The 14,698-nt window shown below is 43.0% G+C and carries 11 protein-coding genes and 1 riboswitch; of the genes, 2 read left to right on the top strand and 9 right to left on the bottom strand.

Translation table 11 applies throughout. The annotated features are described in order from the left end of the window. Window positions 1-81: 81 nt before the first annotated feature. Window positions 82-882, top strand: a complete 801-nt coding sequence (locus DYI81_RS02205) for a putative porin (protein ID WP_117006577.1) — start codon at window positions 82-84, stop codon at window positions 880-882. 324 nt (window positions 883-1,206) lie between these two features. Next, window positions 1,207-1,992 carry a putative porin gene (locus DYI81_RS02200; RefSeq protein WP_106984208.1) on the top strand — a complete coding sequence of 262 codons (786 nt, stop codon included), beginning with the start codon at window positions 1,207-1,209 and terminating at the stop codon, window positions 1,990-1,992. Between the two features lie 88 nt (window positions 1,993-2,080). On the opposite strand, the gene recJ is transcribed toward DYI81_RS02200, so the two are convergent. The 9 genes from recJ to aceE all read right to left on the bottom strand — a co-directional run bounded on the left by recJ (window position 2,081) and on the right by aceE (window position 14,662). Next, window positions 2,081-3,784, bottom strand: a complete 1,704-nt coding sequence (recJ, locus tag DYI81_RS02195) for a single-stranded-DNA-specific exonuclease RecJ (RefSeq protein ID WP_117006576.1) — start codon at window positions 3,782-3,784, stop codon at window positions 2,081-2,083. Then, window positions 3,784-4,440 carry a pyridoxamine 5'-phosphate oxidase gene (pdxH, locus tag DYI81_RS02190; protein ID WP_117006575.1) on the bottom strand — a complete coding sequence of 219 codons (657 nt, stop codon included), beginning with the start codon at window positions 4,438-4,440 and terminating at the stop codon, window positions 3,784-3,786. The genes recJ and pdxH overlap by 1 nt, the downstream gene beginning before the upstream one ends. Window positions 4,441-4,454: 14 nt before the next feature. Beyond that, window positions 4,455-5,786 (bottom strand): phosphoglucosamine mutase, encoded by a 1,332-nt coding sequence (gene glmM / locus DYI81_RS02185; protein WP_106984205.1) that lies wholly within the window; start codon window positions 5,784-5,786, stop codon window positions 4,455-4,457. 123 nt (window positions 5,787-5,909) lie between these two features. Next, a complete protein-coding gene (gene guaB / locus DYI81_RS02180) occupies window positions 5,910-7,376 on the bottom strand; it encodes an IMP dehydrogenase (RefSeq protein ID WP_106984204.1) in 1,467 nt (488 codons plus the stop codon). A gap of 229 nt (window positions 7,377-7,605) precedes the next feature. Continuing rightward, window positions 7,606-7,962: a YkgJ family cysteine cluster protein gene (locus DYI81_RS02175; RefSeq protein ID WP_106984203.1), complete on the bottom strand. Its 357-nt coding sequence runs from the start codon at window positions 7,960-7,962 to the stop codon at window positions 7,606-7,608. A 99-nt stretch (window positions 7,963-8,061) separates the two neighbouring features. After that, window positions 8,062-8,859, bottom strand: a complete 798-nt coding sequence (locus DYI81_RS02170) for an MBL fold metallo-hydrolase (RefSeq protein WP_106984202.1) — start codon at window positions 8,857-8,859, stop codon at window positions 8,062-8,064. Window positions 8,860-9,052: 193 nt separating this feature from the next. Beyond that, complete coding sequence (locus tag DYI81_RS02165) at window positions 9,053-9,631, bottom strand: TMEM165/GDT1 family protein (RefSeq protein WP_117006574.1); 579 nt, start codon at window positions 9,629-9,631, stop codon at window positions 9,053-9,055. Window positions 9,632-9,706: 75 nt separating this feature from the next. Further along, a riboswitch (yybP-ykoY riboswitch) is annotated at window positions 9,707-9,846 on the bottom strand. 158 nt (window positions 9,847-10,004) lie between these two features. Further along, a complete protein-coding gene (locus DYI81_RS02160; RefSeq protein WP_106984200.1) occupies window positions 10,005-11,960 on the bottom strand; it encodes a 2-oxo acid dehydrogenase subunit E2 in 1,956 nt (651 codons plus the stop codon). A gap of 2 nt (window positions 11,961-11,962) precedes the next feature. Further along, a complete protein-coding gene (aceE, locus tag DYI81_RS02155; RefSeq protein ID WP_106984199.1) occupies window positions 11,963-14,662 on the bottom strand; it encodes a pyruvate dehydrogenase (acetyl-transferring), homodimeric type in 2,700 nt (899 codons plus the stop codon). Between the last annotated feature and the right edge of the window lie 36 nt (window positions 14,663-14,698).

The following is a 14,698-nucleotide window of genomic DNA, read 5'->3' as shown; positions in this document are numbered from 1 at the left end:
GGCGCTCACTTTATAAACAATACGCACGCTTTTGAAGCATTTGCTGCACTTTTTTTACATACAAAACTAGGATAATAAATAATGAATAAATTATTCATCGCATTGGGTTTAATGGGTTTAGCAAGTACAAGCTTTGCTTATAATGGCCAAGTTGAAGGGGGCTATACATTCCGTGATTATGATAGCAATGCTGTAGATACTTCTGGCTTATTTGAACTAAAAGGCACTTTCTACTTCGACAATGTCAACGCGAAAGGCCCTTTAAATGAAGCAGCGTTCTTAGGCCATAACAGCAATGTTTATTTAGGCTATGCTTACGACTTCACCAAACTCAATACAATATTAGGCCAAACACCTAAAGATGAAACCAACCTTTTCAAAGCTGGTATTGAGTACTTTGTCGATCAATTTTATCTCAATGCTGAACTCGGTTATGGTCAAGAATCAGTTAAGCCACCGAAAAAAGACTATGATATTTTCACTTACCGCGCGCTTGCTGGTTATATGCCAATTTCAAACTTGCTCTTCGCTGCAGGGATTGATGGCTACAATACCGACCTTCCAAATTCTGATGACACTCGTTTTGCCATCCAAGCAAAATATGTAGCACCAGTAAGCAATGGCCAATCGATTAATCTAGAAGCTGGCGCTGAGTTTGGGGATATTGACGAAGTTCGTTTAGGTGCTGATTACTACATTAACCCTGCTCTAAGCCTAGGTGTGGGTTATGAATCTATCGACTACGGCAACAATACTGCTGATGAAGATACCTTCCTGATTCGTAGCAAATACTTCATCAATCCAAACTTTGCTGTGGGCGGCACAATTGGTTTTGGTGATGATCTAAACACCTACAATATCAATGCAACTTTACGCTTCTAATCTTCTAAATTTGCAATAAGATTGTATAAAAAAGACGCGTTTTTAGACGCGTCTTTTTTCTTAAACACATCTAATACCCCCAACAATAAAGATTAAAAAACAAACAAAAACAATGAAATTCACAAAAAATCCTTAATTTTAATAAAACTAAACATTATATTTTTTACATTAATATTCAAAAAGATAGTGAACATATTTTACATAAAATTACCGTGGAAACATTTCTGTAACTTTCTAAAATTTGACGGGGCTGAAAATTTCTCTAGACTGAAACTTGTAACAAAAAATGTATTTATTAAGGCAAATTTCAGAGGGGTATGATCCATGAAAAAATTAGCACTTGCTTCAGCACTACTTTCAGTTGTTGCAATTACAGGTACTGCTCATGCATACCAAGCAGAAGTTGGCGCGTCAGCAGCCTATATTGATCCAGACAATGGTAGTTCAGGTAGCGAATTCGGTGTAAATGGTAAATATTACTTTAAGCCTGTTCAAACACGTAACGCACCACTTGCAGAAGCTGCGTTCCTTGACCGCGCAAGCAATGTTAATGCACATGCAACATTTGCAGATCGTGGTGATGTAGACGACAACACTTACGGCGCTGGCATTGAATACTTCGTGCCAAACTCTGACTTTTACTTAAGCGGTGACATCAGCCGTAATAATTTAGAAGTTAAAACACCACTTGGCAAACGTGACTTTGACACCACTTATTATGCAGCTGAAGTGGGTTACCTTCCAGCACCTGGTTTCTTAGTTGCTGCGGGTGTGAAAGGTTATGATAACGACAATGACAGCGGTGCTGATCCAACAATTCGTGCCAAATACGTAACAACACTAAGCAATGGTAAAGACATCAACTTAGAAGCTGGCGCGTCATTTGGTGACCTAGATGAATTTAATGTGAAAGCAGATTACTTCATCGACAAAACATTCAGTGTAGGTGCTGATTACTACAACAATGATCTTACTGATCAAAGCGAAGTAGGCATTAATGCACGTAAATTCATCAATCAACAAGTTAGCCTAGAAGGTCGCGTTGGTTTTGGTGAAGCTGGTAAAAATGATTACAACTCATTTGGCGTAGCAGCAAAATACCGCTTCTAATTCAAATTAGATTCTCCACAAAAAAACCGCTCTTAAGAGCGGTTTTTTTTGTACTTAATTAAATGTACAGTGATTTAGCCCTACCCCATTACTGCTCCAAATGCAGAACTCTGAGCTGTAAATTAGTCACGCCATTAAAAGTGTTTTTATCCAGCTCATACACTATACGAAGCTCGGATTGCATAGGATCAAACTGATATTTATCCGTAGCATTAAAAGCAATCGCATCAACCACTTGCCCTGAAGCCAGCGCCAAACGTAGTTTTAAATGGGTGTCTTTCAGCCAGCGATAGTCAACCACCTTAAACATCCCATCAAAAATGGGTGCAGGAAATTTTTGTCCCCAAGGGCTTAAGTTTTGTAAAAGATCGACCGTTTCAAGATGAAAAGCATAATCAGGAAGCTCACCATCAGTCCACAAAACTGCTTGAAATAGCTGTTCATCTTGTGTGGCCATCAAGGCCTCAAAAAATTGCTTAAATTCTTCAAAATGCTCTTTTAAAATACTTAAGCCTGCAGCAGCAGCATGTCCACCAAAATGACTGATCAAATGCGGATATTGCTCGGCAATTTGCTCTATACAATCTCGGATATGAATACCTTCAATCGAACGCGCTGAGCCCTTAATATGCAAGCCATCGTCATCCGAAGCAAAGACAATACTCGGTCGATGGAACTGCTCTTTTAAACGTCCTGCGACAATCCCAATCACACCTTGGTGCCAATGGGGTTCATACATAATAAGCGCTGAAGGCAAGTCTTGTGTATCGAGTTGAATCGTCTCTAGCTCAGCCAGAGCTTCTTGCTTAATTTTACCTTCAACTTGACGGCGCTCAACATTCAATTGATTCAGTTGCTGCGCCAAAGCATAGGCCTGATTTAAATCTTGCGCCAATAGACATTCAATACCAATGTCCATCGTTTCCATACGGCCAGCCGCATTAATCCGTGGTCCAAGCACAAAACCTAGATCCTGCGCTTTAAGACTTGCTGGATCACGCCCAGCAATATCTAACAACGCAGTAATACCTGGGCGACACTGCCCTTGCTGGATGCGCTTTAAGCCCGCATCAATTAAAATTCGATTGTTATAATCAAGACTTGCGACATCAGCATAAGTCCCTAAAGCGACCAAATCCAAATACTGCACCACAGCTGCAGTGGATTTTCCGAGCTTTTTACGGTGGGTCGCCAAATTAGCCAATACATAAAAAGCCACCCCAACACCTGCTAAGGCTTTACTTGGAAATGGACAACCTAGCTGATTCGGATTGACCACTGCTTCTGCATGAGGCGTTGGCTTAGTGGTTAAATGGTGATCTGTAATAATCACCTGCATGCCATGCGCCTGTGCTTGCGCTACACCAGTATGACTGGAAATACCATTGTCGACCGTAATGAGTAAATCTGGGGTATAAGTACAAAATGCCAAATCAGCAATCGCAGGCGTTAGACCATAACCATATTTAAAACGGTCTGGGACTAAATACTCAACCTGTGCACCCATTTGACGAAGTACTAAGACCATCAGTGCCGTACTTGTCGCACCATCCGCATCATAATCCCCAACAATCACAATCTTCTGCTGCTGGTCTATGGCCTGATCAATGCGCTGAATAGCTTGCTCGAGCCCTTTCATTTCAGGGGCGAGTAAAAATTTAAGCTTTAAATCTAATTCTTGTTCCGACCTAACACCACGACGTGCCAAAATTTCGGCAATAAAGGGCGCAACGCCCTGAAAAGATTCAGGGCGTGACAATAAGGGTCTATGTTTAATTAACATCTTAGGCATTAAGGCATCAGTCTTTGCAGTGTCCAAACACCATCTACTTTTTCATAGCTCAAGCGATCATGCAAACGGTTTGGTCGCCCTTGCCAAAACTCATAATGGTCTGGCTGTAAACGGTAGCCTCCCCAAAATTCTGGCTTATTGAGCACCGTTTGACTTTCAACCTGATCATGTAAGCGCTGAAAACGATCTTGAAGCTCTTCACGACTTTCAATCACACCACTTTGTGGTGTACTAATATGCGCAGCAATTTGACTGTCACGTGGGCGTTTGTGGTAGTAGTCTATTGATTCAGTTTCATCAATTTTAACTACGCGTCCGCTCACACGAATTTGACGCTCTTGCTCTTGCCAATAAAACAGCAATTCCGCATACGGGTTCTCAGCAAGATCATTGCCTTTTTGGCTGTCATAGTTGGTATAAAAATCATAACCCAACAAGGTTGCACCACGTAGCAAGACCGTACGTACATGTGGACGACCTTGCGCATTAGAGGTTGCCAAAGACATTGCATAAGGCTCAGGTAATTGAGCCTCTAATGCGTGATTAAACCAAGCCAAAAACTGCTCATGTGGATCTGCATTTACCTGATCCTCATGTAACTCTGCCTTTTGATAACTCAGACGAAGCTCACTTAAGTCTTTAATCACATCACTCACAGTACAACTCCCAATTAGACAGCATTGGCACGAACAGCATCCGCCAAATGATTGGCCAAAGCTGTAACTTCTGCCAAGTCATCTCCTTCAACCATCACACGGATCACAGGTTCTGTACCTGATTTACGAATTAATAAACGACCACGGCCTTTCAATTGCGCTTCTGCTTTTTCAAATTCAGTGACTAAAGCAGGGACTGAGTATGGATCAAACATAGCCTCTAAACGCACATTGACCAACACATTCGGCAGGAGTTTAAAATCTGCAACCAATTCATCTAAAGCTTTTTGTTGCTCAACCATGACTGTTAAAACTTGCAGTGAAGCAATAATGGCATCGCCTGTGGTGCTCTTGTCTAAGGTTAAAATATGGCCCGATGGCTCGCCACCAATCGCCCAACCTTTTTCTTCTAAACCTTGTAATACATAGCGATCGCCTACTTTAGCACGTAGTAGTTCTACACCCGCTTTTTCAAGTGCCAGTTCAAGCGCCATATTGGACATTAAAGTACCGACTATACCTGCCGGTTTATGCTTCGCTTTGGTCGCAAGAATATACAGAATATGATCGCCTGTAATTTGCTGACCATGTTGATCTACCATAATTACACGGTCTGCATCGCCATCAAAAGCGATACCTACATCAGCTTTATACTGAACCACTGCTTGTTGTAAGCTTTCAGGATGCGTAGAGCCACAGCCTTCATTAATATTTAAACCATTCGGCTCATTATGTATAGCAATGACTTTGGCACCCAATTCACGATACACCGCAGGACCAACGTTATAAGCCGCACCATTGGCACAGTCCACAACGATTGTAAGATCATTCAAATCATAATGGTAAGGAAAGGAAGACTTACAAAATTCAATATAGCGACCCTGAGCATCGTCTACACGAACACTCTTACCTAAGTTTGCAATATCATCAATAATCAATTCTTTTTCTAATTCTTGATTAATTTCTTCCTGTAATGCATCTGGTAATTTTTTACCTTCGCTAGAAAAAAATTTAATTCCATTATCAAAGTACGGGTTATGTGAAGCTGAAATCACAATACCTAAGTTTGCATGCAATGCACGAGTCAAATGTGCAATTGCAGGTGTAGGCAATGGACCCAGTAAATGGACATATACACCTGCTGCATTTAAACCTGACTGTAAAGCAGACTCTAGAATATAGCCTGAAAGTCGCGGGTCTTTACCCATTACAACAACTGGTTTGGCTTTTTTACTATGGCGTTTGATGACTTTACCAGTGGCAAAACCTAATTTTAATGCAAATTCAGGGGTAATTGGCATCACACCAAATTTACCACGAATACCATCGGTACCAAAATAGCTCATGTATGTCTCACTTCTTAATGGGTGATTTGCATCATCCTTTTCATTACGAAATACTTTACACCAAAACAAAAAAAACCGTCAGTTGAATGACGGCTTTTTTACGCTACTGCTCAGACTAAAATATTAGCCTACACGGTAGTTCGGCGCTTCTTTCGTAATCGTTACATCATGCACATGAGATTCAGACATGCCTGCTGAAGTAATTTTTACAAACTTCGCATTTTGACGAAGATCTTCAATCACCGCAGAGCCTGTATAACCCATAGATGAACGTAAACCACCCATCATTTGATGCACAATATTACCCATAGGGCCTTTGTATGGTACGCGACCTTCAATACCTTCTGGTACTAACTTCTCTGCGCCTGCTTTAGCGTCTTGGAAGTAACGGTCAGCAGAACCTGTAGAGCCTGCCATTGCGCCCAATGAACCCATGCCACGGTAAGCTTTGTAGTAACGACCTTGGAAGAATTCAACTTCACCTGGTGCTTCTTCAGTACCTGCAAGTAAAGAACCCACCATAATCGTGCTTGCGCCCGCGCCAATCGCTTTCGCCATGTCGCCAGAGAAGCGAATACCGCCATCCGCGATCAATGGAATTTGATCTTTTAGTGCATTTGCAACAGAGTCGATTGCCGAAATTTGTGGCATACCAATACCAGCCACAATACGTGTTGTACAAATTGAACCAGGGCCAATACCAACTTTAACCGCATCTGCACCAGCATCAAGTAAAGCCAATGCAGCATCGCCAGTTGCAATGTTACCGCCAATGACTTGTACTTGTGGGTAGTTTGTTTTCACCCAACGTACGCGTTCGATTACACCTGCAGAATGACCATGCGCTGTATCAACAACAATGGCATCAACACCTGCTTCTACCAATGCTTCAACACGGCTTGGTGTTTCAGCGCCAGTACCAACTGCAGCGCCGACACGCAGACGACCGAGGTCATCTTTACAGCTATTTGGATAGCTTTCAGCTTTACGGAAGTCAGTTACCGTAATTAGGCCTTTAAGCTCATTGTATTCGCCAACAACCAATACTTTTTCAATACGGTGTTTTTGAAGCAATGCTTGAATATTTTCTTTAGATTCGCCTTCACGCACAGTCACTAAACGGTCTTGACCGGTCATGATGTTGCTTACAGGCTGTTCTAAGTTCGTCACAAAACGTGTATCACGACCAGTCACAATACCTACAACTTTGCCATCTTTTACAACAGGTACACCGCTGATGTTGTTGGCTTGTGTAATTGAGATAAGGTCACGAACAGATGTTTCTGGCGTTACAGTGATAGGATCCTTCACCATACCCGCTTCGAATTTTTTCACACGGCGTACTTCTGCAGCTTGGGCAGCAATATCCATGTTTTTGTGCAAAATACCAATACCACCGTTTTGCGCCATTGCAATTGCCATACGTGACTCAGTCACAGTATCCATAGCTGCTGAAACAAGAGGAATGTTTAAATTAATGCCGCGAGTGAATCGTGTCTTTAATGAGACATCTTTTGGGAGGACAGTCGAGTAGGCAGGGAGTAATAAGACATCATCAAAAGTCAAAGCGTCTTGAACGATGGTCAACATAACAGTCTCACTGGTAATTTCCGTGCGCTATTATAAACAAAAATTTGCTTTTTATTCATGCCTATTTCAAGCAATGCAGATTTTTTTTGTCAAAAGTGACCATTAATTTTTTTATTATTCTCTCAAGCATTGATTTTATCTTGCTTTATTTCAAGGCACTTGCTTTTTAAACACTCAATTTTTTATGTTACAAAAGTGAAGCCCTTGCTTCACTCTTGTAGTCACTAATTTAACTCACTTGATCAAAATGCTCAGTAAGTGCTGGTTCCAGGGCAACCAAAGGAATTAAATTGTAAGCCCGACGTGCTTTATTACATTGCGCATCTGCAACCTGTACATCCTTACAAGATTCACTACGCTGGTTATACACCCCACAACTGACCTGCCGACCAATTTCACCTTCTAGAGCGATACAACGCGGTGAACTTTGATTGGTTCCGACCATACATGAATATACGGCCGTCACTGGCTCTGTATAGTGCTCAGGTAAGTTCAAACCCTCTGCCCAATAAAACGATACCCTAAAAAAGGCGCAACAGGCGCCACAGCTTAAACACGCATCCTGTGTTGGAACTTGAGACAACATTTTTTACTATTCTCGTCATCTAAAACATTCATTTTTGGACGAAAAATTTTAAAAAATGCTGATTTTCAACTCAATATTTTTCTTTGAATACCGCGTTCATTATTCTGGGCAAGTAAAGACGGTTTCATCCATTAAATCGATACCGCATTCCAGCGTTTCAATCCAATCCAAGAATTGATTGATTTGTGTTTTGCCTACAAATGGAGTGCCATGCTGTGGCACGATCATTTCTACGTCCATAGTACGCACCATTTGCACCCACAAACGAATCACTTTGTTTGAACACATATAGCGTTGATGGAAGCCTTTCATTTTTGGAATATGCGCAGCAAAGTTTTCTAATGGTTTTGATGCATCATCCACCATCGATGCACCCATATCGCCAGAAAATAGAATTTTGGCAATTGGATCGTAAAACTGGAAATTACCCACCGAATGTAGGAAATGTGCAGGCACCGCAATAATCTTACTTTCGCCCAAGCTAATCACCTGACCATGGTCTGGTAATTCAATTAGACGATCTAACCAGTTGCCCTTCATACGATCGCTCATAAAAGAAGAGTTTAAGTGTGGTAAGAAACGTGCCCATAGCTTTGATGCCACAATTTTGGCATCGGTATACACCAACCAACGTGGCATTGAGGTAATAATGTCTGGATCTTGATGCGATGCCATCACCAAATCCAAATTGGTCAAGCGTGTGTACTTATTTAATTCCATAGTCAGGGGGACATAGGTCAAGTCACCCCCTGGATCAAGTACTGCAGCACGGCCATTATCAATGATCAGGAATTGGTTGGCCTGTACACCTTCACCTTTAACCAAACTGGTAAAGCTGATGCATTTATGAATGCCATTATCAAATAAGACCTGCGATGTAGTACGTTCAAAAGCCATACCAATTCCCCAAAATTTTCTTTTAAAAATTGAATTTATATATGTGTCTACGATATAGAGATTTAGTTAAAGTTACAACAAGCAAAATAGACTATATTGTCTGAAATATCAGTGAATTGGTTCACATTTATAAGCAAAAAATCCTGAGCTTTTAACTCAGGATTTAATTGAATATTATTTTTATATATTATGTTTAAAATAAATAATGTTGTGCCAAAGCAGCCACACCAATCACCAAGAACACCAACGCACCAATTTTATGAATTAAAGAGATTGGGAGTTTTTCTGCCAGTTTATTCCCTATAAATACGGCAGGTGCATTCACCAACATAATGCCCAGAGTCGTACCCAAAGTCACCCAACCAATACTGTCAAAACGTGCAGCTAAAGCTACAGTGGCAATTTGGGTTTTGTCGCCAATTTCTGCCAAGAAGAACAAGACAAAGGTCGCACCAAAGACTCCATATTTTTGCCATTTGTTAATGCTTTCAGACTCATCATCCAACTCATCTGGAATCAACATCCAAGCAGCCATGGCAATAAAGCCTAAAGATACAATCCAAAGTAGGACTGTAGGGCTCAATACGGTGGTAATCAATTGACCTAAAATGGCAGACACACCATGGTTGACCACAGTCGCTAAAAAAATGGCAGCCAGAATAGGAATAGGTTTTCGGAATTTTGCAGCCAGCAATAAGGCAAGAAGCTGTGTTTTGTCGCCCATCTCAGACAGAGCAACGACAGCGAGGGAAATAAAGAAAGCTGATAACATGATGCATTTCTCTGGCTAGCAATAACATATACCAATGACCTATCCCTCCTGCTAGCCAAATGTGCAGAGTGATAAATCAAAGGTCTTGCCAACAAAAGAAAAGCCACAAGGAGCTCATTTGGTTCTTTGCTATGATGACCATGCCCGTTTTAGAGCAAATATGTTGACCATCACCTGTTCAAGCTGAACAGCGGCTACTCCCCAATGAAGTGTGTCCATTTTAAGCTGTAGAAAGAAAATTTTCAATCTTCTGCCGATTAAATTTACCTATGTAAAAACACCCTGCCGTAGCAAGGTGTGTTCATCTTTTTCAATCCCTCGCAGTCCCTACTTCCAACGAAGAAGTGCGATGTAGAAGGACTTAATTCATGCTTTAAATTAACAAGGTGCGAATGTCTTTAAGCAACTTGGTGAGTTTATTGGTAAAGCGTGCCGCATCTGCACCATTAATCACACGGTGGTCGTATGACAATGAAAGCGGGAGCATTAACTTCGGATCAAAACCTTGACCATTCCAAACTGGCTGCATCGTTGCAGGTGAAATACCCAAGATTGCCACTTGAGGCCAGTTCACCAGTGGTGTAAACGCAGTACCACCAATTGCGCCTAGGCTCGAAATTGTGAAGTTTGCACCTTGAAGGTCTTTCGGAGAAAGTTTCTTATCACGCGCTTTTTGACCCAACTCACCCAATTCAACCGCAATTTGCTTAATCGATTTTTGATCAGGGTTACGCAGTACTGGCACAGTTAAACCATCCGGTGTTGCAACTGCAATACCCATGTGAATTTCATTACGCAACAATACTGATTTACCGTCATCCGCCAAGTGGCCTGCAAACTCACGCTCTTCTTTGAGCAGGTGTGCAACCGCTTTAATAATGAATGCCATAATGGTCAGGCTGATGCCGTCTTTCTTAAAGTTGCCTTTAAGATCATTACGCCAAGCTTCTAGCTCTGTAATATCCGCCAAGTCGAACTGCGTCACTTGTGGAATGTAGTTGTTTAACGACAACTGTGGAATCGACACTTGTTGTAACCGTGTCAATACTTTCTCTTCCACCCCACCAAAGGCATCAAAACTTGGCAGTTTTGGCAAGCCCGATACCTGAGCGACTGCTGCCACTGGTGCAGCTTGTGGCGCAGTTAAACGTGTTTTCACATAAGCAAACAAGTCTTCTTTCATTAAACGTTCATGTGGACCCGATGCTTTGACTTCTGCAAGTACCACACCCAATTCACGCGCAAGTTTACGAACAGCTGGGCCTGCATATACTTTGGCATTGGCAGCATTTTGCTCTTTGGTCAGCTTGTCTGATCCTTGAGCGACAGGTGCTTGAGCCACAGGTGCAACCGCTTTAGGTGCTTCCGTTTTAGCAGGCGCTGGTGGAGCAGCAGATACTTTGACTACAGGTGCAGGCGCCGCCTGACCTTCAGCCTCAATTGTCACTAAAGCAACACCTTCAGAAACGTTTTGGCCCAGCGCGACATGAATTGCTTTAATCACACCTGCAGTCGTGCTTGGCACTTCTACAGTCGCTTTATCCGATTCAACCACAATAATGCTTTGGTCTTTTTCAACTTTGTCACCAACAGCAACCAAGATTTCAGCAACTGCCGCTTTATCTACACCCAAGTCAGGCACTGCAACGTCTACGTCACCTGCTGGAGCTGATACAGTTTGAGACACAACTTCTGAAACCTCTGCAACAGGTGCAGGAGTAGCAGCAGGTTGCGGTGCAGCTTGAGCCGCTGGCGCTACAGATGAAGCAGACTTCACTTGCAGAATCACCACGCCTTCTTTCACGCTGTCGCCCACTTGAATGCTGATTGACTCAACCACGCCTGCAGCTGTGCTTGGCACTTCTACCGTCGCCTTGTCTGATTCAACCACCACAATGCTTTGATCAACTTCAATCGTGTCGCCTACAGCAACCAATATTTCACCCACAATGGCTTTTTCAACGCCAATGTCTGGCACCTGTACATCAACAGTTTGTGATGCAGCAGCAGGCGCTGCAACTGGAGCTACAGACTCAGCTTTTACTTCAGCAGCGGGTGCAGCTGCAGCCTGAGGCGCTTCTACAGCTGGCGCTGCAGTTTGACCTTCAGCTTCTAATTCAATCAGCACAGCACCTTCAGCAACTTGGTCGCCTTGATTCACTAAAATGCTTTTTACAACACCCGCTGAAGTGCTAGGCACTTCAACTGATGCTTTATCAGATTCCAAAAGCACAATGCTTTCGTCAACACTGATGGTATCGCCAACTTTTACCAAGATTTCAGCAACTGTCGCTTTATCTACACCAATATCAGGAGTGGTAATTTTCATACTTAGTTCTCCTCTTTGTAGTCAGCAACAGCATGAAGTTCTGGAGTCGCTTGCGGCGCCCATGCAACTGGACGGTCTGTATCCAACTCAAAACTCGAAATTGCATCTTTCACCAAGCGTGCATCCACTTCGCCTTCATCAGCCAATTTCTTCAATGTTGCAACCACAATGTGGGCAGCATCTACGCCAAAGTAGCTACGTAATTTTGCACGTGTGTCCGAACGGCCATAACCGTCTGTACCCAGCGCTACAAATGGGCGGTTGTCCGGCAGGTAAGCACGAATCTGTTCGCTGTAAGCACGCATGTGATCTGTTGCAGACACCACAATACCTTTGGTGCCACGCAATTGTTGAGACACCCAAGATTCTTTCGCTTCTGCCATTGGGTGCAAGCGGTTGTATTCTTCAACCGCCATACCGTCACGCGCAAGCTCGTTAAAGCTCGTTGCACTCCATACATTTGAATGAATTTGGTATTCATCACGTAGAATTTGCGCAGCTTTAATCACTTCACGAAGAATCACACCAGAGCCCATCAACTGAACCGTCGCTTTTTCATCATCTTCAAGTAAATACAAACCGCGTTTAATGCCTTCTTCCGCATTTGCAGGAATCGCAGGATGCTCGTAGTTTTCGTTCATCACCGTTAAGTAATAGAACACACGCTCTTGATTCACATACATGCGTTTTAAACCGTCATGCACAATTACAGCCAATTCATAACCGAAACATGGATCGTATGAAATACAGTTTGGAATCGTATTGGCTAAAATATGCGAGTGACCATCTTGGTGCTGTAAACCTTCACCATTCAAGGTCGTACGGCCCGCTGTTGCACCCAACAAGAAACCTTGCGCCTGCGCATCGCCTGCAGCCCATGCAATATCGCCAATTCGCTGGAAGCCGAACATCGAGTAGTACATGTACATTGGAATCATTGGCAAGTTATTGGTTGAATAACTGGTTGCCAAGGCCGCCCATGCACTCATTGCACCTGCTTCGTTAATCCCTTCCTGAAGCATGTGACCGTCTTTTGCTTCACGGTAATGCATCAACTGTTCTTGGTCTTCTGGGGTATATTTTTGACCGTGCGCGGCATAAATACCTAACTGACGGAACATACCTTCTAAACCAAAAGTACGTGCTTCGTCTGGAACAATCGGAACGACACGGTCTTTAATGGCTTTTTCTTTTAATAGCGATGAGATCAAACGCACCATCAGCATGGTGGTCGATTGTTCTTTGCCTGCAGAGCCTTTTAACACTGCATCAAATACAGAAAGCTCTGGAATCGCCAGCTGTTCGCTTTCTTTACGACGTGCTGGCAGGTAACCACCTAAAGCTTCACGGCGCGCTTTCATATATTTCAATTCAGGTGAATTTTCACTTGGGCGATAGAACGGCACTTCGTCCAACTGCTCATCGGTAAATGGCAGGTTAAAACGGTTACGAACGTATTTTAAAGATTCCAACTGCATTTTCTTGATTTGGTGCGTTTTATTCACCGCCTCAATTTCTTCAGACAAGCCGTAGCCTTTTACTGTCTTCGCAAGAATAACCGTTGGCTGACCATTGGCTTTCATTGCTTCTGCATAGGCTGCATATACTTTGTATGGATCATGACCGCCACGGTTCAGGTTATCGATGTCTTCATCGCTCAAGCCCTTCACCAGCTCTTCAGCTTCAGGATATTTACCAAAGAAATGTGCGCGAGTATAAGCACCACCCTTCACTTGGTAGCGTTGATAATCACCATCAACCGCTTCTTCCATTACCGCTTTTAAAGCACCGCTATCATCTTTTGCAAGCAGTGGATCCCAATGACGACCCCATACAACTTTAATTACACGCCAGCCCGCACCACGGAATAGAGACTCAAGCTCTTGAATGATTTTACCGTTACCACGTACAGGGCCATCTAGACGCTGTAAGTTACAGTTCACTACCCAAATCAGGTTGTCTAGCTTTTCACGACCCGCAAGCGAAATAGCACCCGTGCTTTCAGGCTCATCCATCTCGCCATCACCAAGGTAAGCCCAAACTTTACGGTTTTCTTCTTTAATCAAACCACGGTTCATCAAGTACTTTTGAATGTGCGCTTGATAAATCGACATGATCGGGCCCAAGCCCATCGATACGGTAGGGAACTGCCAATAGTCAGGCATTAAGTATGGATGCGGGTAAGACGGTAAGCCAATGCCATCGACTTCACGACGGAAATTATTCAAATGTTCTTCAGTCAAACGACCTTCAAGGAAAGAACGCGCATAAATACCTGGTGCACAGTGACCTTGGTAATAAATCATGTCGCCGCCAAAGCTATCGCTGTTGGCACGGAAGAAGTGGTTAAAACCCACATCATATAAGGTTGCAGAAGATGCAAAGCTGGCCAAGTGACCACCTAAATCATCGCCCGTTTTATTCGCGCGAAGTACCATTGCCAATGCATTCCAGCGGATTAAAGCGCGGATACGGCGCTCCATATCCTGATCGCCTGGCATCGCTGGCTCTTCTTTCACAGAAATCGTATTTAAATAAGGAGTATTTAGGCGCTGAATAGGAACGTGTTTAGCGATTGCTTGCTGATACAGTTTTTCGAGCAAAAATGCCGCGCGCTCTGTGCCCATATGCTGTAAAACTGAGTCAAATGCTTCTTGCCATTCCTGGGTTTCTTGCGCATCAGTATCGCCGTAAAACGCCATAATTCACCTATTCTATAAGCCTAATGTAATGTTCTT

The organism is Acinetobacter sp. SWAC5 (genome assembly GCF_003419885.1).
Taxonomy (GTDB): domain Bacteria; phylum Pseudomonadota; class Gammaproteobacteria; order Pseudomonadales; family Moraxellaceae; genus Acinetobacter; species Acinetobacter cumulans.
Note: the sequence above shows the minus strand (reverse complement) of the source record. Positions and strands in the feature narration are given on the sequence as shown.

What these genes read in the sequence shown, in the direction of transcription:
- DYI81_RS02205 (WP_117006577.1), top strand. Translation starts at nt 82, where the DNA reads ATGAATAAATTATTCATCGCATTGGGTTTAATGGGTTTAGCAAGTACA.
- DYI81_RS02200 (WP_106984208.1), top strand. Translation starts at nt 1,207, where the DNA reads ATGAAAAAATTAGCACTTGCTTCAGCACTACTTTCAGTTGTTGCAATT.
- recJ (WP_117006576.1), bottom strand. Translation starts at nt 3,784, where the DNA reads ATGCCTAAGATGTTAATTAAACATAGACCCTTATTGTCACGCCCTGAA.
- glmM (WP_106984205.1), bottom strand. Translation starts at nt 5,786, where the DNA reads ATGAGCTATTTTGGTACCGATGGTATTCGTGGTAAATTTGGTGTGATG.
- guaB (WP_106984204.1), bottom strand. Translation starts at nt 7,376, where the DNA reads ATGTTGACCATCGTTCAAGACGCTTTGACTTTTGATGATGTCTTATTA.
- DYI81_RS02175 (WP_106984203.1), bottom strand. Translation starts at nt 7,962, where the DNA reads ATGTTGTCTCAAGTTCCAACACAGGATGCGTGTTTAAGCTGTGGCGCC.
- DYI81_RS02170 (WP_106984202.1), bottom strand. Translation starts at nt 8,859, where the DNA reads ATGGCTTTTGAACGTACTACATCGCAGGTCTTATTTGATAATGGCATT.
- DYI81_RS02165 (WP_117006574.1), bottom strand. Translation starts at nt 9,631, where the DNA reads ATGTTATCAGCTTTCTTTATTTCCCTCGCTGTCGTTGCTCTGTCTGAG.
- DYI81_RS02160 (WP_106984200.1), bottom strand. Translation starts at nt 11,960, where the DNA reads ATGAAAATTACCACTCCTGATATTGGTGTAGATAAAGCGACAGTTGCT.
- aceE (WP_106984199.1), bottom strand. Translation starts at nt 14,662, where the DNA reads ATGGCGTTTTACGGCGATACTGATGCGCAAGAAACCCAGGAATGGCAA.